This is a genomic window from Tahibacter harae (assembly GCF_024437735.1).
GTDB classification, from domain to species: Bacteria; Pseudomonadota; Gammaproteobacteria; order Xanthomonadales; family Rhodanobacteraceae; genus Tahibacter; species Tahibacter harae.
The window spans coordinates 167,885-189,926 of sequence record NZ_JANFQO010000003.1 but is presented as its reverse complement, the minus strand read 5'-3'; the positions used below and the strand labels follow the sequence as shown (position 1 = coordinate 189,926).

Sequence of the window (22,042 nt, the reverse complement as noted above, 5' to 3'; positions counted from 1 at the left end):
CAGCTGCGGCCGCCCTCTACGGAGAACCGGCCGAAATGCGGACATCGCGCCTCGCGGACTGGTCGGGTGGCCGCCGGACTATCTGCTAAGGTCGGCGCAACGGATTGCCGGAGACAGGAATGCGGGAGGACAAGCAGCGGCCTGCGGATCCCGGGCTGGAGGATCAGGCTGCAGTGCTGAGTACGGCGGAATTCCTGATGCCGCTGTTGCTGGAGGATCTGCGCAAGCGGGCGCGGCACGAGCGGCGCCGCATGCGCGCGGGCGAAACCCTGTGCACGACGGCGCTGATCCACGAGGCCTATCTCAAGCTGCGCCGCAGCGAGGGCTGGCAGGGCGAACTGCATTTCCTGCGCGCCGCCGCACTGGCGATGCGCCAGGCCCTGGTCGATCATGCGCGGCAGAAGCTCAGCGCCAAGCACGGCGGCGGCGCGGTCGATTCACTGGAGGCCGTCGCGGAGCCGTTCTGGGTCTCCGACGAACGCCTGCTGGCCCTGGACGAGGCGCTGCAGCAGCTGAGCCGGCTCAATCCGCGCCTGACCCGGCTGATCGAATGTCGTTTCTTCGCCGGCTATTCCGAACCCGATACCGCGCGCGTGCTCGGCGTTACCGACCGCACTGTGCGGCGCGACTGGATCAAGGCGCGGGCGTGGCTTTATCAGGCGCTGGGCGAACTGCCGGAGCCGGCAGGCGCGCACGCAGCGCCGCCGCCTGGCTGAGCAGGCGCGCGCCGGACGGGCCGGCCGCCGCCGCGATGCGCTCCACCGTGTCCAGCAGCACGGCGGCCGCGCGCGGCTGTTGCTGCTCCAGGCGCAGGCGCGCCATGGCGAGGCTTGCCAGCGCTGTGCCGATATGGTCCGGCCCCAGCGTCGCCAGCGCCGCTTCCAGCGCGATAGCGGCGTCGCTGGCGCCGGCTTCGCGGTGGCCCAGGTCCAATTGGGCTTCGGCCGCGGCGGCCAGCGCGGCGACATGGTGCAGGCTGCCGTGGCCGGCGAACTGCGCGCCCATGGCGGCGGCGTCCTGCAGCACAGGCAGGGCGGCGCTGGCGCGCGATTGCTGCAGCAGCAGTTTGCCGTAGTTGTTGAGCAGGGCGGCCGTGGCGGCGGAAGGCCCGTAGAAGCGGCGGCGCAGCGCTACGGCTTCGCGCAGCAACGGCTCGGCCGCCGCGGGATCGCCCGCGGCCAGTTCCAGTGAGCCCCAGTTGTTGAGCGTGTTGAGCGCGTCCGGCGATTGCGCCAGACCGGCGGCCTGCCAGACCTCGCGCGCGGCCCGGAACGAAGTCCGCGCCGCTTCGGTCTGGCCGCTGGCGAAGCGCGCCACGCCGAGGTTGTTATGGAACACGCCAGTCTCGCGGTGGTGCGGGCCGCTCAGTTCGACGCGGCGGGCCAGGGCGGCCTGCAGCAGTCCGGCGGCGGCGGCGTGTTCGCCGGCGCTGCGCAGCAACTGGGCCTGCAGCAGCCGGCTGTCGACGGTGCGGCTCTCCCAGCGAGCCGGGTCGATGCTCCAGAACTGCTGTGCCTGCGCCAGCAGCGGCCTGGCGCCTTCCGCGTCGCCGCGGCGATACAGCACCTGGGCCAGGTCGTAGCGGGCGGCGGCGATCAGGGCCGGGTCGACCACGCCGGGATCGGCTCCGGCCAGGCGCTGCAGCAGCGGCTGCGCCGCCTCATAGTCGGTGATCAGGAAGTACAGCTCGCCCAGCGCATGCAGCACGGGCGCGGCCTGGGCCGGATCGCGCGCGAACTCCTCGCCGATGCGGCGGGCCGCGCTCTCCAGCACATCGCTGGCCGTGGCCGAGCCGCCTTTCATTTCGCCGGCACTGCGGAACATGTGGAAAACCGACTGCTGCACGGCTTCCAGGCGCGCCTGCTCGATGCGTGCCTGATCGCGCTCATGCGCCGCCTGGCTGGCGTAGCGCAGCGCCAGGCCCAACCCCAGGACCAGGCTGGCGGCGACGGCCGCCGCGGCTGCCACGGGCCATTTGAGGCGCCACAGCGTGCGGTACAGGCGATGCCCGGGCTCGTCCCGCCGGGCGGCGACGATGCCGCGCTGCAGGGCGCGCTGCAGATCGTCGCGCAGCGCTTCCACGGTGGGATAGCGCGCCACCGGGTCCACGGCCAGCGCCCGGGCCAGAATCGCCGCGAGATCGGTGTGCAGCGCGCGGCCGGCGCTGTTGCAGGGGCTGTGCGCGGAAAGTCCGGCGAGCCGCGCCGGCGGCGTGTCCAGCGCGTCCAGCGCAGCGGCGAGCCCGGGAAGGCCTGCGGACTGGCGCAGCGGACGGCCGGCGAGAAGGTGATACAGCACCGCGGCCGCGCCGTACACGTCCGTCGCCGTGGTCACCGGCGCGCCCGCGATCTGCTCTGGTGCCGCATAGGCTGGCGACAGCGGTGCCCTGTCCTGTGCGGGCGCTGCTTCATCGGCGAGATAGGCCACACCGAAGTCGATCAGGCGGGCGCGGCCGTGTGCGTCCACGAGGATGTTTGAGGGCTTGAGGTCGCGGTGTACCACGAGCTTGCCGTGGGCGTAGGCGAGGGCGTCGCAGACCTGCAGCAGCAGCTGCACGCGCGCAGCGGCATCGGCGTGCTGCTGTTCGCACCAGATGTCGGCCGGCAGGCCTTCGACCAGTTCCATGACCATGAACGGGCGGCCGTCGCCGAGCAGGCCGCCGTCGATGAGCCGGGCTATGCCCGGGTGTTCCAGCCGCGCCAGCGTGGCGCGCTCGATGTGGAAGCGCACCGCATCGGGATTGCGTGCCGGCGCGATGCGCTTGAGCGCCGCACGCTGGGCGAAATGGCCGTCGGCGCGCTCGACCTCGTACACATCGCCCATGCCGCCCTGTCCCAGTGGACGCACGATGCGCCAGGCGCCGGCACGCTCGCCGGCGGGCAGCGGCGTTTCCGGCACGGCGGCGCCGGCGGCCGGATCGACAGTGCCGAGGAAGCCGTCGCTGTGTTCGGCGGCGTCGAGCAGCCGCAGCACGGCCTCGCGCACGGCGGCCGCGGCTTCCTGCGCCAGCACCCAGTCGCGCCGCTGCGGCGCGGGGAGTTCCCAGGCGGCGTCGAACAGCGCTTCCACCTGGGGCCAGTTGTCAGCACTCGGCACGCGGCGTTCTCCGTGACTGGTCCGGCCCGCCAGCATCGGCGATGCCGCGCGTGCAGACAACCTGGCAGCAGTGGCGCCCGCGTGCGCTTGTCCGGATTCGCGCCGCATTGCCGTAAGGGCAGGCTCGTTTCCCCGGGAGAGTTAGTCCATGTCTGCTGTTGCATCCACTCGCCGCCGTGTCGTGGCGTACCGCTGCCGCATCCGCCGCGCCGCGCTGTGCCTTTCCCTGCTCGTGTCCGCCGCGGCGGGCACGGCCCAGGCCGCGACCTATCTGGTGACCTCGGCCGCGTCCGCCGGTCTGGGAAGTCTGCGCGAAGCCCTGACCCAGGCGCAGGCGGCGGGCGCCGGACCGCATACGGTCATCTTCGCGCTGCCGCTCAACAGCATCATCAGCCTGGCGGCGCCGCTGCCGGCGCTGTCGGCCACGACACTCACTGTCGACGGCAGCGGCTCGCCGGGCCTGGTGATCGACGGCAACCACGCCGTGCGTGTATTTGACGTGGGCGCATCGGCGGCGCTGAGTCTGCGCGACCTGAGTTTGCAGCGCGGCTTTGCCAGCAACGACCGCGGCGGCTGCGTGCGCGTGTCGGACAGCAGCTCCACCCTGACGCTGGACCGCGTAACCCTGCAGGACTGCCGCGCGGTCAGCATCCAGCCCGGCGGCCTGGCGCTGGGCGGTGCGGTCTATGCCGAGGGCAATGTATTCGTCTACCGCAGCCGGTTCAGCGGCAACCTGGCGCGCGCCCTGGGATCGACCGCGGGCGGAGCGTTCGATGTGCGCCGCAATCTGTGGATAGAGAACTCGCGCTTCGAGGGCAACGAGGCCATAGGCGCGGGCGGCACCGGCGCCGCCGGCGGCGCCGTCGTCGCCGGTACAGGGACGCTGACCGTGCTGCGCAGCCAGTTCATCGGCAATCGCGCCGTGCATACCAGCGGCGCCAGCCTGAGTTCCGGCGGCGCGCTCTATGCCCGCGACCGCACCGCGACCACCGTGCGCCAGTCGCTGTTCCTGCACAACGAAAGCGGCAACGGCGCGGCGTTCCATGCGTCGCTGACGACCTTGCCGGGCACGATGAATGTCGTGCTCAGCAACACCACCTTCGCCGGCAATATCAGCGGGCCCGCCCTGCATCTCGTCGGTACGCGCCTGGACCTGCGCAACAACAGCTTCTGGAAAAACAGCGGCCGCAGCGGACTCGGCGCGCACCTGCATGCGGCCGGCGCCAACAGCAGCGTCGCGGCCGCGACGCACAACTTGTTTGCGGCCAGCGCCGACGGCGGCGCGCTGTGTTCGTCCGCGGGGCTGCCTGCGGGCCTGGACGGCACCGGGTCCAACCTGTTCGCCGATACGAGCTGCAGCTATCTCGACGCTTTCAGCTATATCGAGACTGGCGACCTGCGCATCCGCAGCCTGCGTGCCACCGGCAGCGCGCTGCACGATATTCCGGTCATCGACCTGTTCGCCGGCAGCCCCGTCATCGACGCTGGCAATGCGGACGCACCGGGCTCGGGCACGGTATTCGTCTGCACCGCCGGCGATGCGCGCGACGAGGCGCGGCCGGCCGACGGCGATGCCGACGGCAGCGCACTCTGCGACATCGGCGCGCACGAGCTGCAGCGCGAGGCGTCGCTGTTCGCCGACGACATGGAAGCGCCTTTGCTGCGCTGAGCGGGCGCTGCCGTCAGGTAGCCGGGCTGCACCCGTGTTTGCCTGAAGCAGGACCTGCTGCGTCCGTGTGTCGGAGATGCGCGGGCAGTGCATTCTGCGCTGCCCGCGGGCGTCGACATCTGCAAGATGCGCGAAACCCGCAGCTCACGTCGACAGCTGGGAAGCGCGGCCTGCGCCGCGTGCACACCAGTCCCGTGCAGCGGATGCGCGCAGCGCGCCGCACGGTGTTCGCCGACGTCGCACCACATCCGTGCCGCTGGCACTGGCCGCGTGCGCCATGCCGATGCTCGGCGCAGCCCGCCGGAAGATCCGTTTGTGCCGGTAGCGCAGGCACCGTATATGAACCGGCGCGGGAAGATCGGTACCGCAGGGCCGATGCCGGCCGCGTTCTTCCTCGACGGCAGGTGGAGCAGGCACCGGCCGCGGGTCGGGCGATCTTGTGTCGCGCCGCTGTGGCGCCGCCGCGGCTCCTGCCTGCCGGCAGCCGCGCTGAAGGACGGCGCGCAGGTTGAAAATCATTCCCGTAGTGGAAAAAGATTCTTTGCCTCATCCCTGCGGCGGGCGCTGCCGGGCGGTGTTTCCCGCATGAATTCAGCGCAACGCGCGTTAGGTACGATCATTGCTGTCAGATCGGGCACCCGCACAGGAGTCCGGTCCATGCAAGCACGCAAGCAAGCCAGCGAATCCCGCTCCGGCAAGAAAGCCAGCTCCGCCGCAACCGCGGCGCGCGGCAAGGCGAAGTCTTCCGCCGCCAGGAAAGCCACCAGCAGCAAGCCCGCCGAAGAATCCGCCAAGACCGATGCGGGCGCATTGCTGAAGAAGGATCACCGCAAGGTCGAGGCGCTGTTCGCGCAGTACGAATCGCAGCAGTCGGTGCAGGAAAAGTACGAGACCGCGCGGCAGATCTGCACAGAGCTGATCCATCACACCCAGATCGAGGAAGAGCTTTTCTATCCGGCCTGCCGCGCCCAGGGCGTGGAAGACGCCATGCTCGACGAGGCGCAGGTCGAACACGACGCCGCCAAGATCCTGATTGCCGAGCTGCTCAGCGGCGATCCGTCCAGTGCGTATTACGACGCGAAAGTCGCCGTACTGCGCGAGCAGATCAAGCATCACGTTCGCGAAGAGGAGCAGCCCAAGGACGGAATCATCGCCAAGGCGAGCGCTGCCGGCGTGGACATGAACGAGCTTGGCCGCAAGGTCGAAGCTCGCAAACAGGAGCTGATGCCGGACGGGCGCGTGGATGCGCCGCGGCCGGTTTCGCTCCAACTCGCCTTGGGCGATAACGTTGAGGAGAACCAAACCATGGCATCGCAATACCGACGGGATCAGGGCCGCAACGACGACGACCGCTCGCGCGGCCGCAGCCGCGACGAATACGGCCGTTTTGAAAGCGACAACGGCGGATCGGGCCGCTACGGCCGTTCCCGCGACGACGATGACGACGACCGCTCGCGCGGCCGCAGTCGCGACGAATACGGCCGTTTCGAGAGCGACGACCGCGGCTCCAGCCGCTCCAGCCGCTCGCGTGATGACGACGACGACCGCTCGCGCGGCCGCAGCCGCGACGAATACGGCCGTTTCGAAAGCGACGACCGCGGCTCCAGCCGCTCCAGCCGCTCGCGCGATGACGACGACGACCGCTCGCGCGGCCGCAGCCGCGACGAATACGGCCGTTTCGAGAGCGACGACCGCGGCTCCGGCCGCTACAGCCGCTCGCGCGATGACGATGATCGTTCGCGCAGTTCGCGTTCGCGCGATGACGACGATGACGGCCGCGGTCACGGCCGCGGCGGCTGGTTCGGCGATTCGCGCGGCCATGCCGAGGCTGCCCGCGAAGGCTGGCGCAACCGCGACGACGATGGCCGCAGCGCGCGTTCGCGCAGCGACGACGATTCGCGCAGTTCGCGTTCGCGCGATGACGACGATGACGGCCGCGGCCACGGCCGCGGCGGCTGGTTCGGCGATTCGCGCGGCCATGCCGAGGCTGCCCGCGAAGGCTGGCGCAACCGCGACGATGACGGCCGCAGCGCGCGTTCGCGCAGCGACGACGACTCGCGCCGCTCGCGTTCGCGCGATGACGACGATGACCGCTCGCGCCGTTCGCGTTCGCGCGACGATGACGACGACGGCCGCGGCCACGGCGGCTGGTTCGGCGATTCGCGCGGCCATGCCGAGGCGGCGCGCCGGGGCTGGCAGAACCGCTAGTTCCGCCGGCGCTCGCACCACCGCGCCGCGCCTTCACGGCGCGGCGCGGTGGTGCGGCGGCATTCGTGCCGGCGCCGCTGGCGCGGATACGGCGCTGACTACGCCAGCATACGGCGGCTACGGCCCGCCGCCGGTTGCTGCTTGAAATACAGTGCGGCATTTGCGGCATCCGCAGCGCCGCGCAAAGCCGTACAGTGCAGCAACGGCCGGGATTGCGCCCAAGCTGTCGTCGTGTTCTTGGGCTAAGCTGCCGGAATCATGGACATCAACCAGGCTCAGGCTCAGACCGCGCCGGAAACCGGCTACGACATCCTCGTAGTCGGTGCTTCCGCCGGCGGGCTGCCGGCGCTGCGCCGGCTGGTCAGCGGGTTGCCGGCGGATTTCCCGCTGCCGCTGCTGGTTCTGTTGCATTTGCCGCCGGGCGCCGAGCCGGAAGTCGTATTGCAGCGCCTGCCGCTGGCGGCGCAAAGACTGCGCCAGGGCCAGCCTGTCGCCGCCGGCACACTGTGGCTGTGTCCGCCGCGCACCTTCGTCGAAGTGCTGCCGGATGCGACAGCGGCGATTTCCGACAATCCCGGCGGCGCACTCGACTATCCCATCGACCGCCTGCTGGTTTCCGCCGCGAACAGTTTCGGCGCGCGCGCCATCGGCGTGATCCTCAGCGGCATGGGCAGCGACGGCGCCAACGGTGCGCGCGCGCTGCGCGCGGCGGGCGGCCAGGTGCTGGTGCAGGCGCCGGCCGGTGCCGAGCACGCCGACATGCCCGCGGCCGCCATCGCCGCGGGTGCGGCGGATATGGTGGTTCCGCTGGATGAACTGGGCCAGGTGCTTGCCGGCATCGCCGCCGGCGCGCAGCGTTCCAGGGCGTCTTCGGAACTGGCCGCTGTCGCCGCGGCGTTCGGCGAAACCGGCGAGGTGGCGCGCGCGGCGCGCGAGCTGGATTGGCAGCGCACGCCGCTGGGCAGTGTGCTGTCCTGGCCGCTGGAATTGCGCTTCCTGCTGCGCCTGATGGCCGAGTCCACCCAGGCGATGGCGGTTTGCTGGGGACGCGAGCTGGTCCAGCTGCATAACGAAGCCTGGCGCCGGTTCCTCGGCACAGGCAAGCATCCGCAGGCACTGGGCGGTCCGGCCAGCGCGACCTGGAGCGCGATCTGGCCGGCGATGGCGCCGGCGGTCGAGCGTGTGCGCACGGAGGGTGTTGCGGTAAGCGGGGAGAACTACCGCTTCCTGATCGACCGCTGCGACAGCCGCGAGGAAGTGTTCGTCACCTTCGCCTATTCGCCGGTCCGCACGGCTGCCGGCGATGTGAGCGGCGTCCACATTATCGGCTGCGAGACGACTGCCAGCGTGGTCGCCGAGCGGCGCCTGCGGCTGCTGCAGGTGCTGGGCACGCGCATGGCCGGCGCGGCCGGCCGCAACGAAGCCTGCGCGCTGGCCGCCGACGCGCTGGTTGTGGATGCGTCCGACGTGCCGTTCGCGCTGCTCTACCTGGTCGACAAGCCGCGCCGCCAGGCCACGCTGGCCTGCGCCGCGGGCCTGCAGCCGGGCAGTGCCGGGGCACCGCGTTTCGTGCATGCCGACGACGCCGAAGGGTCGAGCTGGCCGCTGGCCGGCATATCCGATGCCGCCGCAGCGGGCCGGCTGCTCGTCGTCGAAGATCTGCCGCGGCGCTTTGCCGGACTCGAACTGCTGCCGCAGGCCGCCGACGCATCCGCCTGCCCGACGCGCGCGGTGCTGATGCCGCTGCCGGGCGCGCAGGATTCCCAGGTCCTGCTGGTGCTGGGCCTGAACCCGCACCGCCCTTACGACCCGGCCTATGCGCGCTTCGTCGAGCTGCTGGGCCAGCAGGTGGGTGCGGCACTGGGCGATGCGCGCGCGAAGGAGCTGGAGCGCGAGCGTTTAGAGCGGCTTGCCGCGCTGGACCGCGCCAAGACCGAATTCTTTTCCGACGTGAGCCATGAATTCCGCACGCCGCTGACCTTGCTGCTGGCGCCGCTGGAGGAACTGGCGCGGGCACGCGAAGCGCTGCCGCCGCCGCTGGGCAGCGAACTGGATACGGCGCTGCGCAACGCGCGCCGGCTGGCGCGGCTGGTCGACAGCCTGCTGGATTTTTCCCAGATCGGGATGCACGGGCGCAGCGCACTGCTGGCTCCGGCGGATCTGGGCGCACAGACCCGCGAGATCGCCAGCGCCTTCCGCAGCGCGATCGAGGCGGCCGGCCTGACGCTGAACCTGGAGATAGAGCCGCTGCCGCCGGTGCCGGTGAATGCGGCGATGTGGGAACAAGTCGTATCCAACCTGCTTTCCAATGCGCTCAAGTTCACCTTCGAGGGCGGCATCCGCCTGCGGCTGAAAGCGCTGCGCCTGCACGCCGAGCTGGAAGTATCCGACAGCGGCGTCGGCATCCCGGCCGACGAACTGCCGCAGATCTTCAAGCGTTTTCATCGCGTGCGCGGCGCGCGTGCGCGCACGGCCGAGGGCGCCGGCATAGGCCTGGCGCTGGTGCAGAACCTGGTGCAGCGCATGGGCGGCCAGTTCACCGCGCACAGCGTGGAAGGGCTGGGCAGCACGTTCACGGTGTGGCTGCCGCTGAAGAGCATGCGCGCCCAGGACGCGGCACCGGCGCCGGCCGCACCGCCGCGGCTGGCTGCCGCGCTGGCCGACGAGGCCGCGCGCTGGTCGGACAAGGGTGCTGCCGCGTCCGACGCCGGATGCGGCAGCGATCCGCCCGCAGCGACAGCGCCGCGCGCGCGCTTGCTCGTCGTCGACGACAACGCCGATCTGCGCGACTACCTGCTGCGCCTGCTCGGCACGCAGTGGCAGGTGCAGCTGGCCGCCGATGGTGCGCAGGCGCTGGCAATGGCGCAGCAGGAGGCGCCCGATCTGCTGCTGGCTGACGTGATGATGCCGGAGCTGGACGGTTTCCAGCTGCTGCGGCGGCTGCGCAGCGATCCGCATCTGGCGCATCTGCCGGTGATCCTGCTGACCGCGCGCAGCAGCGAGCAGGCCGCGATCGAGGGATTGCAGGCCGGCGCCGACGACTACATCGCCAAGCCGTTCGCGCCGCGCGAACTGGTGGCGCGGGTACAGGCCGTGCTGGAGCGCGCACGCGCCGACGCGGCGCTGCGCGCGAGCGAAGCACGCCACGTTTTCCTGCTGCAACTCAGCGACACGCTGCGTTCGATCGGCGATCCCGCCGCGGCCCAGGCCCAGGCCATGCGCGTGCTGGGCCATCATCTGGGCATCAACGCTGCGCAGTATTTCGAGATCGATCCGGCCGAGCAGCATCTGCTCGCCCGCGGCGGCTACGCCGAGGACGGCGCGCCGCTCTCGGCGCCCATACGCCTGGACGCGCTGGCCATGGAACCGCGCGCTGCCTACGCGGACGGCAGGAGCTTCGTCGTATCCGACAGCGCCGCGCTCTCCGCCGGCGAGGCCGTGCGCAGCGGCTACGCCGCCGGCACGCGCGCCAGCGTCGGCGCGCCGCTGTGCCGGGCGGGCCGGCTGGTGGCAATGCTCGGCGTGAGCAACGGCGAGCCGCGCCAATGGTCGGCGGCGGAAGTGGCCATCATCGAGGAAACGGTGGAACGCATCTGGACGGCGGCGGAGCGCGGCCGCAGCGAAGCCGCGCTGCGCGAGAGCGCCTGCGACCGCAGCTGGCTGATGGCGAAAGTGCGCGCGCTGGTGGCGGCGCTGGATGGCGCGCCGCTGCGCGAGTCCCTGGGCCTGCTGCTGGCGCCCGCGTTGCAGCGGTTCGGCGGCGGCCTGCGCGGGGCCGTCTATCTGGCCAATGGCGAAGGCAGCGAATTGCGCCATATCGTCGGCATGCCGCCGGCCTATGCCGCGGCGGTGGATGGTTTCGTCGGCCCGGAATCGCTGGCCTGCGGTGCGGCAGCGCGCTGCGGCACGGCGGTGCTCACGCCGGATGTGGCGGACGACCAGCGTTGGGAGCCCTGGCGCTGGCTGGCGCGGCGCTTCGATTACCGCGGCTGCTGGAGCTTTCCGCTGCATACGGCGGCGGGTCACTTCGTGGGCAGCTTCGCCGTCTATTCCGACGCGCCGCGCGCGCCGCTGCCGCAGGAACTGGCCTTCGCCACGCGCGTGACGCGGGTGGCGGCGACCATCGTGGCGCAGAGCCGCCCGGCGTGAGCAAGCGGATGCGCCGGGGCGGCCCGGCGTGCGGGTGTGCAGCCGGCGGGCCGTCGTAATGCGGTCATTTCAATAAGTGGATATTGCAGAAACTGAATGTGCGCTGCGCCGCAGTGCCATGCGTGGTCACGCGGCGGCGGCGAAGGCGCGGATCTGGCTGGATCGCACCGTCCCAACCGGTGCCGGCGCGATAACCGCTGCCGCTGCTGCCGCAACTCTGCCTGGGCCGATCCGGCCGCTCAGCCGTCCCGCAGCTGCACTTCCTGGTCCGCGCGCACGCAGCGCGTGCGTTGGACCCGGCCCGCCGCGTCGTAGTCCAGCAGGATGATCTGGTCGTACAGCTCGCGCGGCCACTCCGCCGGCAGGTCCTGCGGCGCGGCGCCCAGCAGCCGGGCCACGCGCAGGATGCTGCTGCGGCGCCAGCTGATCACGGCAAAGTGCCAGTCAGGCAGGATCTGCGGATCGAACAGCGACGACGGCAGTGCGGCGGCGGCGTCCACCTGCAGCACGCGCAAACCCAGCCGGCGTCCCAGCGCCGCCAGGGTCTGCGAAGGCCGCCGGCTGCGCGGCGTGTCGGCGGCGGCGATCAGCCGGTCCGGCGCCAGCAGCCAGCCGTCGCGCCGGGACAGATCGGCCAGCACGTGCGGCAGCGCAAACGCGCGCATATGACCCACGCCGGACAGCTGGCCGGGCTGCTCGCAGCCGCGCTTCTCCGCATGCCGCAGCAGGGCGATGCGCCGCACCGGGCTATCCAGCGGCGCCGCGCAGGCATCGCCGCCGCTCTGCAACTGTCGCTTGGGAAGGCGGCGCAGGCGCATGCGGCGATAGTCAGCCGGCACGGCGGCCTGTGCGGTGGCGGCCGGCGTTATCTCCCCGCACCGGCGCCGTGGCGGGCGTCGTCGGTCCTCGGGTGGGCGGCAGTCCTCCCGGGCGGCTGGCCTGCATGCTCTCTCGTGCGCGTGGGTTTCCGCCGGCGCGGCTGCGCCGGGGCAGTGGTTTCCGCAACAAGCGTGCCATGCGGGCAGTGCGGCTTTTGTGGCGGAAAACGCCCGAAATCCGGCCGTTTTGCCGAGCCGGCGGAAAAAAATTCTTGAAGGACAAAGTTGCAACGCGGCGACGCACCCGGCTGTGCGCCGCCGGCTGGCGCCCGGCTCAGCCGGACTGCGGCGCACCGTTGCCGGTGGTCTCGTCCTCGCTCAGGTCCACGCTGGAAGGCACCCGCTGCAGCAGGGCCTTGAGCTGGTCCAGGATTACCGCGAGCTGGTTCGCCTCCGCCAGCGCCTCGCCGGCTTCTTCGGCGGAAAGCAGGCCGTCCTCGGTCGCAATCCGTTCCAGCAGCGCCTTCTTTTCCTGCAGTGTGCGCAGGCTGCTCCACAGTTTCTCTTCGGTCGCACCGCTGTGCGTCTGCAGCAGGCTGCGCAGGCTGAAGGCGTGGCCGGTATGGCAGAGGAAGCGCAGCGGATCGCGCTCGCGCAGCTCGAACAGTGCGCCGCCGCATTCCGGGCAGCTGTAGCCCGACGGGCTGGCGACCTGCAGGAGGTTCTGCAGGCTCCCGCTGCCCAGGCTGATGCCATGTTCGATGCACAGTGACTGCGGTGCTTTCACGCGCGTTACCTCCGCCAGCGGCTGCGCCAGGCGATTGAGCAGCGGGCCAAGTTCGGCCAGGCCGACGACATGATCGACCGGGCCGCCGGCCAGCGCGGCGCGCGGCATGCCCGGCGCGTAGGCCTCGCGCGGATCCTGCACCACGGTCGTGCCGCCGCAGCGGCGTATGGCCTGCAATCCGGCGGCCCCGTCGTCAAGCATGCCGGTGAGAATCACGCCTATCGCGCGCGCACCGTAATCCAGCGCGGCAGAGCGGAACAGCGGGTTGATCGCTGGCCGCGCATGGTGTTCCTTGGGGCCGCGGAACAGTTTCAGCCGTGCGCCTTCCAGCAGCACGTGGTGATCCGGCGGCGCGACATAGACGTGGCCGGCCAGCGGCTCGCTGCCGTCGCGGACGAAATCCACCGGCAGCGTGGTGCGCGCGCGCAGCAGTTCCGGCAGATGGCTGCGATGCGCGCCAATATGCGAGACCAGTACCAGCGGCGCGGCGATATCCGGCGCCAGCGCGGGAACCAGGCGCATCAATGCATCGACGCCGCCGATGGAAGTGCCCAGAACGATGATGCGCCGGTTTGTTTCCATGGGCTCGCCAGCGGCTGATTAACAGGCGGATGTTGAAGCTAGACTAGCGGCCGTTGTCGTACCGTGAGACTCGATCATGACCAGCGATTCCCGTCCCGGCACTCCCGGCGAGCACGAGGGGAGCGACAGGATGCCATCCGGGAAACAGCCTCTGGTGGTCGGAATCGGCGGCTCTTCCGGCGCACTGTCCGCGCTGACCCAGCTGCTGGAAAACCTCGGCACCGGGCACATCGCCATCGTCGTTGCCTTGCGAGTGGATGCGGAGCGCGAGAACAATGCAGTGGAAATCCTGCAGCGCGCCACCTCGTTCAAGGTGCAGCAGCTCACCCGGCGCGAGCCTCTGCGCCGCGGCCATCTTTATCTGATCGCGCCGGATACCAGCCTGGTGTTCGAGGGCGGCCATATCCAGCCCGCCGCGGCCGATGCACGCAAGCAGGCGGCGGCCCTCGACCTGTTCTTCCGCAGCCTGGCCGAAGCGCAGCGCGAGCGCGCCATCGGCATCCTGCTGTCGGGCGCCGGCCGCGACGGTTCGCTGGGCCTGGCCCAGGTCAAGGAATTCGGCGGACTCACCCTGGTGCAGTCGCCCGCTGACAGCGAGCACAGCGACATGCCGCGTGCCGCCATAGGCACCGGCGCGGTGGACCTGGTGCTGACGGCCGCCGAGATCGGCAGCCGTCTGGACGATGTGGCGCAGATCTTCTTCCGGACCGGCTCCACCGCGCTGAACGGCGACGGCGACGCCCTGCGCCCCGGCGAAGCCGCCAGCGACGACGAAGCCGAGCAGCGCGCCTTCTTCGACGTGCTGACCGCGCTGCGCATACGCACGCGGCATGATTTCCGCCATTACAAGCGCGGCACCGTCATGCGCCGCCTGCAGCGCCGCATGCAGGTCAACAACGTCGGCAGCATCCAGGCCTATCGCGAATTCGTGCGGCGCAATCCGGAGGAACTGGGCCCGCTGCTCAGCGACATGCTCATCAGCGTGACCAATTTCTTCCGCGATCCGGAGGCTTTCGAGGCACTGCGCCGCGACGTCATTCCGCAGCTGATGGAGGGCGTGCCCGGGGGCGAGGAAGTGCGCGTCTGGATACCGGGCTGCGCCTCGGGCGAGGAAAGCTATTCCGTCGCCATCCTGCTGCAGGAATACGCCGACAGCATGCGCCAGCCGCCGCGGGTGCAGGTGTTCGCTTCCGACATCAACGATGCGGCGCTGAACTACGCGCGCACCGGCATCTATCCGTCCAACATCGCCACCGACATCAGCGACACGCGCCTGCTGGGCTATTTCGAGAAAGAGCAGAGCGACCATTTCCGCGTGCGCTCCGCCATCCGCGAGATGATCGTGTTCGCGCGCCACAACGTGCTGACCGATCCGCCGTTCTCGCGCCTGGACCTGATCTGCTGCCGCAATCTGCTGATCTATCTCGACCGCACCGCGCAGTCGATCGCGCTGGAAATGTTCTCCTTCGCGTTGAAGCCCGGCGGCTATCTGTTCCTGGGCAATGCCGAGTCGATCGACTCGTCCGCCCAGGCTTTCCAGACCGTCAGCAAGGAACACCGCATCTATCGCCTGCGGCCGGATGCCTCGTCCGTGATCCGCAGCCGCATCCCGTCGCAGCTGGTCAGTTCGGCCGGAATGCCGCTGCCGACGCAGGCCCCCGCCACCAGTCGTGGATTCGAGCCCATGTCCGTGCACCAGACCTTGTCGATGCTGCATGAACGCGCCCTCGTCAACGCGGCGCCGCCGAGCGTGCTGATCAACGCCGAATACGAGATCGAGCGGGTATCGCCCGGCGCCGGCCGCTTCGTCGCCTTTGGCGAGGGCGTGCCCACGCGCAACCTGCTCAGCAATGTTGCGCCGGATATCCGCGTGGAGCTGCGTGCGGCGCTGTACCGCGCGGCGGAGTCCTGCCGTCCGGTGCGCAGCCTGTTCGTGCGCAAGGACGAAACCGCCGACCAGCGCGGATCGGTCCTGAGCCTGGCCGTGCATCCGGTGCCGAGCGAGGACGGCGCCGCGGGCTACTGGCTGGTGATTTTCGACGAGCCGCCCGACAGCACCCTGCCGTTGCTGCCGGCCGACGAAGCCGACGGCGACAGCTATCAGCTGGCCATGCGGCGCATGGAAGAGGAAAACCGTTCCCTCAAGGCGCATCTGCAGGACACGCTGGACCGCTCGGCCATTTCCAACGAGGAGCTGAAGGCGTCCAACGAAGAGCTGCAGGCGATCAACGAGGAACTGCGCTCGGCCAAGGAGGAACTGGAGACCAGCAAGGAGGAATTGCAGTCGGTCAACGAAGAGCTGACCACGGTCAATTACGAACTGCGCCTCAAGGTGGACGAGGCCGGGCGCAACAACGACGACCTGCGCAACCTGATCGAAGCCTCGGAAATCGCCACCGTGTTCGTCGACCAGGCCATGCGGGTGAAGCGCTTCACGCCGCAGGCGAGCAAGCTGTTCGCACTGATCGCCTCGGATATAGGCCGCCCGCTGCTGGATGTGAAGAGCCGGCTGAAGTACGACGAGATGGTCGAGGACGCCTCGGCCGTATTCAACCAGCTGCGCCCGGTGGAGCGCGCCATCAGCAGCATCGACGACGAGCACTTCTTCGCCCGCATCCTTCCCTACCGCACCAGCCAGGACAAGATCGGCGGCGCGGTGCTGACCTTCGTCAACGTCACCGAGCTGCGCCGCGCCGAGAGCCGGGTCAAGGCGGCCGAGGACCGCCTGCGCGACGCGATAGCCAGCAACAAGGATTTCGCCGTCATCAGCACCGACATCAACGGCAAGGTCACCAGCTGGAACGACGGGGCCAAGCGCATGTACGGCTACGAGTTCGACGAGATCATCGGCCGGCCCATCGATCTCATCTACACCGCCATCGACCGCGCCGCGGGCGTGCCGGAACAGGAGCGCCGCCTCGCCGCGCAGCTGGGCCGCGCCTCCGACGAACGCTGGCACGTGCGCAAGGACCAGAGCACGGTCTACTGCAGCGGCGTGGTCACGCCGCTGCACGGCAACAGCCGCATGGGCTTCGTCAAGATCGCGCTGGACATTTCCCAGCGCAAGCTGGCCGAACTCAAGCTGGGCAGCGAACTGCACGACGAACAGCTGGCCAATGCCAGGCTCAAGGCTGCCTCGGACCTCAAGGACCGCTTCCTGGCCGTGGTATCGCACGAGCTGAAGCAGCCACTGAACCTGATCCAGGTGCATGCGGAGCTGCTGCTGCGCCTGCCGGAGACGGCGCATATCCCGCAGGCCCAGCGCATAGGCCAGTCGATACGGCGCGCGGTCGTCGGCCAGGGCAAGATCGTCAACGATCTGCTGGAACTGTCGCGCGCAGACCGGCAAGCTGTGCCTGGAATACGAGCGCACCGACCTGGGCGCGCTGGTCGAGCGCCTGGCCCAGGCCATTGCGCCGGAGGTGGCGCAGAAAGACATCCGCGTGACGCTCGCGCTGGCGCCGGGCCTGTTCTGCAACTGCGATCCGGTGCGCATGGAGCAGGTGGTGTGGAACCTGCTCGGCAATGCGGTGAAATTCACGCCGCAGCAGGGACGCATCGACATCAGCCTGTCGGAGCACGACGGCCAGGCCCGGTTGCAGGTCAGCGATACGGGCATAGGCATAGCGCCCGGGTCGCTGGATTCGATCTTCGATCTTTTCAGCCAGGCCCTTCCGGCCGGCGCAAGCGCCGGCGGACGCGGTGCCGGCCTGGGCATAGGCCTGGCGCTGGTGCGCGACCTGGTCGGTGCCCACGGCGGGCGCGTACAGGCCACATCGCCGGGCAAGGACAAGGGCGCCACCTTCACCGTCTGGCTGCCGCTGGAGGCGACCGTGGCGGCGGCGCCGGCGCACCAGGCGCCGCCTTCCGGCTTTGCCGGCAAGCGGGTGCTGGCGGTCGACGACGATGCGGAAAGCGTCACGGCGCTGGCGACCATCCTGACCATGGAGGGCGCCACGGTGAAGACGGCCTTCAGCGCGGCCCAGGCGCTGCAGCTGCTGGAAAGCGAGCCCTTCGACCTGCTGTTGTCGGACATAGGCATGCCGGACATGTCCGGCACCGAGCTGATCAGCCGGGTGCGCCAGCTCAAGCTGCCGGCGCGGCTGCACGCCATCGCCATGACCGGCTACGGCGGCAATGCGGATATCCGCCGCGCGCTGGCGGCGGGCTTCGACGCCCACCTGACCAAGCCGGTCTCGCTGGAGGGCCTGTTCGCGGCGGTGGAAGGGCTCTGAGCGCAGCGTCGTTTTCTTTTTGCGTTGCGCCGCGACGATTTCCGCCTGCGGCCGAGGCTGTGCCTGCCGGGTGCATTGTGCAAGTAGTAAAAAAGTCAGGAAGATTTTTCCGGACTTCGCCATGGCCGCGATCCGGCGCCGGGCGCATTGCCGCGCCGGATGCGGAGACAGCGCCGTCAATGCGCTGGCACGGATGCTGCTCAATCCTGCCTGCTGCACGCTGCTGCGTTTGCGCGGCAGATCCGGCCGGGGCTGGGCCGCCGGACGGGGACATGGCCGGTTCAGCACGGCGGGACGCAGCCGGCACAGTCCGCGCAGCGGTGCCGCGCGCCGGTCCAGTCCGGGCGGCGGGCGTCCGGATACGGCAGCGCCCGCGGCAGCCACGCGCGGGACCGCCACCATTCGTGCGGGGAAGGCCCATGCTGCTGCGGACATTCATCCTTCGACACGGCGAGGAACAGCTGAGCCCGGCCTGGACGGATTTCGGCGGCAGCATCGCTGCGCCGGCGCCGGCGGATCTGCGCGGCGGCGTGTTGGCGCTGCTCGATGCGATCGCCGCCGCGATGCGCCGCGGCAACGGCCGCTTGCGGCCGCAGTCCGGCGCCGCCGGTTCCGTGCCGGCGGCGCGGCTGGGGCTGGATGCCTATGCCGCCGGTCTCTCCGCTGCCGCGCTGCTGGATGGCCTGCGCGCCCTGCGCGGCGGGCTGGCACGGCGCTGGCTGCGCGACGCTGCGCCAGCCGCGCCGGCCAGTGCCGAGCTGCTGGATTTCTACGAGGCCTTCGACGCGGCCGCGGCGGCGGCGCTGAACGCTTTTCTCGGCGCGCAGGAGCGGGACCGGGCGCTGGCCCTGGGCGTGGTTGCGCATGATTTGCGCGGAAAGCTGCAAAGTACACTTATGTCCAATTACCTGATGGAGCGCGTACAGGACGCCGCGGTCGGCCGCGAACTCCTGGGCCAGCAGAAGAAGACGCTGGAACACCTGGGCCGGCTGGCCGGCGACCTGGCCGCGCTGGGCCTGCGCAGCGGCCTGGACTGCCGGCCGGAGCCGGTGGAATTAAACGATCTGGCCACGCAGACGATGCAGGAAGTGGCGATGGAGTTCCCGGGCCGCCGCTTCGTACTGCGCTCCTGCGGGAGCCTGCCCGGTTCCTGGGACCGCGCGCATCGGCCAGGTGCTGCTGAACCTGCTGCGTCATGCGGTCCAGCATGGCCGTGCGCAGAGCACGGTGGTATCGACCCTGGACCGCGCCGGCCGCTGCGCGTTGCTGACCATCCACAACGACGGTCCGCTGCTGCCGCACGGCAACGCGGCGGCAGCGCCGGATCCGCTGTCCGCCGGCACCGAGGCACCGCTGCCGCGCGGGCTGGGCCTGTTCATCGCACGGGAGATCGTCCGGCGCCACCAGGGAAGGCTCAGTGTGAGCGCGGACGCCGGCGATGGCACACGCTTTTCCCTGCTGCTGCCGCTGGCGCAGGGCTGAGCCCGGCGCGCGCCGCCGGCTCAGCGCTGGCGCAGTGCGGCGACCAGTTCCTGCATCGCCTCGCAGCGCGCCAGGGCGGTGTCCAGGAAGCCGGCCAGCTCGGGATAGCGGCCGCGCCGGTACAGGGCCTGGACCACGTTCAACTGCATGCCGAGGCTGTTGGCCTGGTTGGCGAGCGTGTGCAGGCGGTCGCGGTCCAGCGCCGCGCCGGCGGCAGCCGGCAGGGCCTGGTGCAGTGCGCACAGCTGGCCCAGCCGCTGGGCTTGCTGCAACAGATCCGGCTGCAGCTGCTGCAGCTGCGCCGGCGCCGCGATGACTTCGATGCAGCCCATGACGGCAGCGCCGTGGATACGCACGCGGCAGCGTTGCAGCGGTCCGTCCGGATTGCGCCGGCCTTGCGCCTGCACCGCATGCAGCGGCGCGATTTCGCAGCGCGCGAATGCACAGCCGGCCGCGGTCACCAGCACGCGCACCAGGCGCGCCGCGGCGCGCTGCGGACAGAGCGCCGCGCGGCGGCTGCGGAACGGCGCCAGCGCGAGGCGGCTGGCCGCGACGAAGGCGTCGATCTCGCAGGCGGGAAGCTCGGGCGGCTGGCTGCTCATCGGACCTCGTCGCAGAGGGAACCCGGCACGGGACAGGCGCTGCGCAGGCGGCGCGCCGCGGGCCGCGCGCGAACGATACTCCAAACCTGCGCGGGCTTTTTCCCGTTGCGCGCGGGCGTGGCCTGTCTGCGCGGAACGGCGCTGCGTCGCGGGCGTCCGTACGGCGCCGTCTGTCGGCCCGAATATGAATGCAAAACTACACGAACGCTGAACGCCGCGTCGTTCATGATCGGGAGGATTTCCGCAATGGAGCAAACCCATGGAACGCCCGACTTTGCTGGTCGTCGATGATGATCATGAGTTTGTCGAAGCCGCCCGCACCTACGCCGGGCTGTGCCAGTTTGAAGCCACCGGTGCGCATTCCCTTTCCGGCGCACGCCGCGCCCTGGCGCGCGGCGCCTACTATCTGGTGCTGATGGATGTGGCGCTGCCGGACGGCTCGGGCCTGGACCTGATCGAGCAGTTCCGCCAGAGCGGATCGACCGTGGCCGTGGTCACCGGCAGCGCGCCGGCGCAGACGGGTACGGCCAGCCTGCCGGCGACGGACTATCTGCTCAAACCCTTGAGCGGATCGCGCCTGGAGACGCTGCTCACCGATGCCTATGAGCGCTGGTATCTGCGCACCGGCGGCGGCGCCGGGCGTCCGCCGGGTTTCATCGGCGATTCCCCGGCGATGAAATGGGTCTACCACCAGATCCGCCGCGTGGCGCCCACCGATGCGACCGTGCTCATCGTCGGCGAAAGCGGCACCGGCAAGGAAGTGGCCGCGCGCGCGGTGCATGAAAGCAGCGGCCGCGGCGGGCCCTTCGTCGCGGTCAATTGCGGCGCGGTCGCGCACGAGCTGCTGGCCAGTCATCTGTTCGGCCACGAGCGCGGCAGCTTCACCGGCGCGGTGCGCCAGCACAAAGGCCATTTTGAACAGGCCGAGGGCGGCACCCTGTTCCTCGACGAAATCACCGAGATGCCGCCGTCGCTGCAGGCGCATCTGCTGCGCGTGCTGGAGACGCGGCGCATCACGCGCGTCGGCGGCTACGGCGAGGTGGCGGTGGACGTGCGCGTGGTAGCGGCGACCAACCGCGATCCGGACAAGGCTATCGCCGCCGGCATCCTGCGCGAGGATCTGTATTTCCGTCTCGGCGAATTCTGTCTTTCCCTGCCGCCGCTGCGCGAGCGTGGCAACGATGTGCTGCAGATCGCGCAGGCCGTGCTGCACCAGTTGAACGAACGCTATGGCGAATCCAAGCAGCTGGATGAAGCCTGCTGGCACAGCCTGCAGAACCACGCCTGGCCGGGCAATGTGCGCGAACTGCGCAACCTGGTGCACCGCGCCTACATCATGAGTTCGGGCAGGAAGGTGCGCGTGATCTGTTCGCCCTACCAGCCGGTTCCCGCAGCGGATGCCTCCCTGGTCAGCTTCCGCGTGGGCACACCGCTGGAAGTGGTCGAACGCGAAATGCTGCTGCGCACGCTGGAGCATTTCCGCGGCGACAAGAGCCGCACGGCACAGGCGCTGGGCATCAGCGTGAAGACGGTCTACAACCATCTGACGCGGCACCAGGATGCCGGTATGGAACAGCTGGATCCGGCGTAGCGGAAATCTGCGTATCCGCACGGCGGTGGCGGAGCTGCGGCCGCAGCGGTTCGTACACGGCGCACTGCGGGAATGCAGGGATGCAACAGCTGCGGACTTCTCAGGCGGACACGCGGACAGGCGGAGCCGATTCCGCACCGCACGCGCGGGGCAGCGTGTTCTTCGCACGCTGCCCTGCGCATGCGGCGCAAAGGGACGAACCCGCACAAACCACCGCCGTTCCTGGCGATGGTTTGCGCTGTGCCGGCCTTTCTCACATCCCTGTCGGCGCCGCGGCTCAGACTGGCGGCGTGCGGTCGGGGCGATGCCAAGCATCGCGCACGGCGGGTTCGGCGCGGTCCCAGCTCAGGCCGGATTTGCCGGCCAGCGTAGGCCAGTCGGCGGCGAGTTCGGGCGAGACCTCGTTCCAGCTGCGGTCGGCAAAGCGCGCACGCGATTCCCAGCCGTAGCGATACGCCGGCGCGTACACCGCGTAGTCCGTTCCCGGCGCGACGTAGGGGCGGGAAGCGTAGTTGGCTTCCCAGTACGCCGCTTCCGCCGTGGGATCGATGGCCTCGGCCACGCCCTTGCCGACCAGGCCGCCGGCCACGGCGCCGACGGCTGCGCCTACCGCCGTGCCCACCGGCCCGGCCACGGTGCCTACCGCCGCACCCGCGGCCGCGCCGCCGGCAGCGGCGCCCAGGCCGGTGCCGACAGGATGCGCGCCCGGCGCGCCGGTGATGGGATCGCGATTGGTGTCGGTATTGGGATTTCTTTCGGTTGCCATGGTCTTCTCCTGAGCAGTGGGTCAGCTCCGGAGACAGGGCAACCCGCATGCCAGTCG

13 protein-coding genes and 1 pseudogene are annotated in these 22,042 nt (G+C 70.3%); 8 read left to right on the top strand and 6 right to left on the bottom strand.

Annotation, left to right across the window (positions count from 1 at the left end):
* The first annotated feature begins 119 nt into the window (after positions 1-119).
* The gene (locus NM961_RS04225; RefSeq protein ID WP_255911604.1) at positions 120-716 is read left to right on the top strand and encodes an ECF-type sigma factor; all 597 of its coding nucleotides are present in this window, start codon (positions 120-122) and stop codon (positions 714-716) included.
* Here NM961_RS04225 and NM961_RS04220 read toward each other — a convergent pair.
* A complete protein-coding gene (locus NM961_RS04220) occupies positions 634-3,096 on the bottom strand; it encodes a protein kinase domain-containing protein (RefSeq protein WP_255911602.1) in 2,463 nt (820 codons plus the stop codon). The genes NM961_RS04225 and NM961_RS04220 overlap by 83 nt on opposite strands.
* Before the next feature lie 148 nt (positions 3,097-3,244).
* Here NM961_RS04220 and NM961_RS04215 point away from each other — a divergent pair, with 148 nt between their 5' ends.
* The 3 genes from NM961_RS04215 (at position 3,245) to NM961_RS04205 (ending at position 11,122) form a co-directional block, all read left to right on the top strand.
* Positions 3,245-4,765: a choice-of-anchor Q domain-containing protein gene (locus NM961_RS04215; protein ID WP_255911600.1), complete on the top strand. Its 1,521-nt coding sequence runs from the start codon at positions 3,245-3,247 to the stop codon at positions 4,763-4,765.
* A 657-nt stretch (positions 4,766-5,422) separates the two neighbouring features.
* On the top strand, positions 5,423-6,973 hold the full coding sequence (locus NM961_RS04210; RefSeq protein ID WP_255911598.1) for a hemerythrin domain-containing protein: 1,551 nt from the start codon (positions 5,423-5,425) through the stop codon (positions 6,971-6,973).
* 258 nt (positions 6,974-7,231) lie between these two features.
* Complete coding sequence (locus NM961_RS04205) at positions 7,232-11,122, top strand: chemotaxis protein CheB (protein WP_255911597.1); 3,891 nt, start codon at positions 7,232-7,234, stop codon at positions 11,120-11,122.
* 239 nt (positions 11,123-11,361) lie between these two features.
* On the opposite strand, the gene NM961_RS04200 is transcribed toward NM961_RS04205, so the two are convergent.
* Together NM961_RS04200 and NM961_RS04195 are read right to left on the bottom strand one after the other, a co-directional pair.
* On the bottom strand, positions 11,362-11,940 hold the full coding sequence (locus tag NM961_RS04200; RefSeq protein WP_255911596.1) for a hypothetical protein: 579 nt from the start codon (positions 11,938-11,940) through the stop codon (positions 11,362-11,364).
* A gap of 334 nt (positions 11,941-12,274) precedes the next feature.
* On the bottom strand, positions 12,275-13,309 hold the full coding sequence (locus NM961_RS04195; protein WP_255911594.1) for a chemotaxis protein CheB: 1,035 nt from the start codon (positions 13,307-13,309) through the stop codon (positions 12,275-12,277).
* 76 nt (positions 13,310-13,385) lie between these two features.
* Between NM961_RS04195 and NM961_RS24270 the strand changes: the two are divergent.
* Positions 13,386-16,643, top strand: a pseudogene (locus NM961_RS24270) (CheR family methyltransferase); the annotation flags it as partial.
* A 160-nt stretch (positions 16,644-16,803) separates the two neighbouring features.
* Positions 16,804-17,544 carry a hybrid sensor histidine kinase/response regulator gene (locus NM961_RS24265; protein ID WP_369334891.1) on the top strand — a complete coding sequence of 247 codons (741 nt, stop codon included), beginning with the start codon at positions 16,804-16,806 and terminating at the stop codon, positions 17,542-17,544.
* Between the two features lie 281 nt (positions 17,545-17,825).
* Here NM961_RS24265 and NM961_RS24260 read toward each other — a convergent pair whose 3' ends face one another.
* A complete protein-coding gene (locus tag NM961_RS24260; protein WP_369334890.1) occupies positions 17,826-18,524 on the bottom strand; it encodes a hypothetical protein in 699 nt (232 codons plus the stop codon).
* A gap of 193 nt (positions 18,525-18,717) precedes the next feature.
* Here NM961_RS24260 and NM961_RS24255 point away from each other — a divergent pair, with 193 nt between their 5' ends.
* Positions 18,718-19,026, top strand: coding sequence for an ATP-binding protein (locus tag NM961_RS24255; protein ID WP_369334889.1), 309 nt, complete (start codon positions 18,718-18,720; stop codon positions 19,024-19,026).
* A 20-nt stretch (positions 19,027-19,046) separates the two neighbouring features.
* On the opposite strand, the gene NM961_RS24250 is transcribed toward NM961_RS24255, so the two are convergent.
* Positions 19,047-19,628 (bottom strand): hypothetical protein, encoded by a 582-nt coding sequence (locus NM961_RS24250; protein ID WP_369334888.1) that lies wholly within the window; start codon positions 19,626-19,628, stop codon positions 19,047-19,049.
* Positions 19,629-19,887: 259 nt separating this feature from the next.
* On the opposite strand from NM961_RS24250, the gene NM961_RS04180 reads away from it, so the two are divergent.
* Positions 19,888-21,219: a sigma-54-dependent transcriptional regulator gene (locus tag NM961_RS04180; RefSeq protein WP_255911588.1), complete on the top strand. Its 1,332-nt coding sequence runs from the start codon at positions 19,888-19,890 to the stop codon at positions 21,217-21,219.
* Between the two features lie 277 nt (positions 21,220-21,496).
* Here NM961_RS04180 and NM961_RS04175 read toward each other — a convergent pair whose 3' ends face one another.
* Positions 21,497-21,985 (bottom strand): hypothetical protein, encoded by a 489-nt coding sequence (locus NM961_RS04175; protein WP_255911586.1) that lies wholly within the window; start codon positions 21,983-21,985, stop codon positions 21,497-21,499.
* Positions 21,986-22,042: the final 57 nt, after the last annotated feature.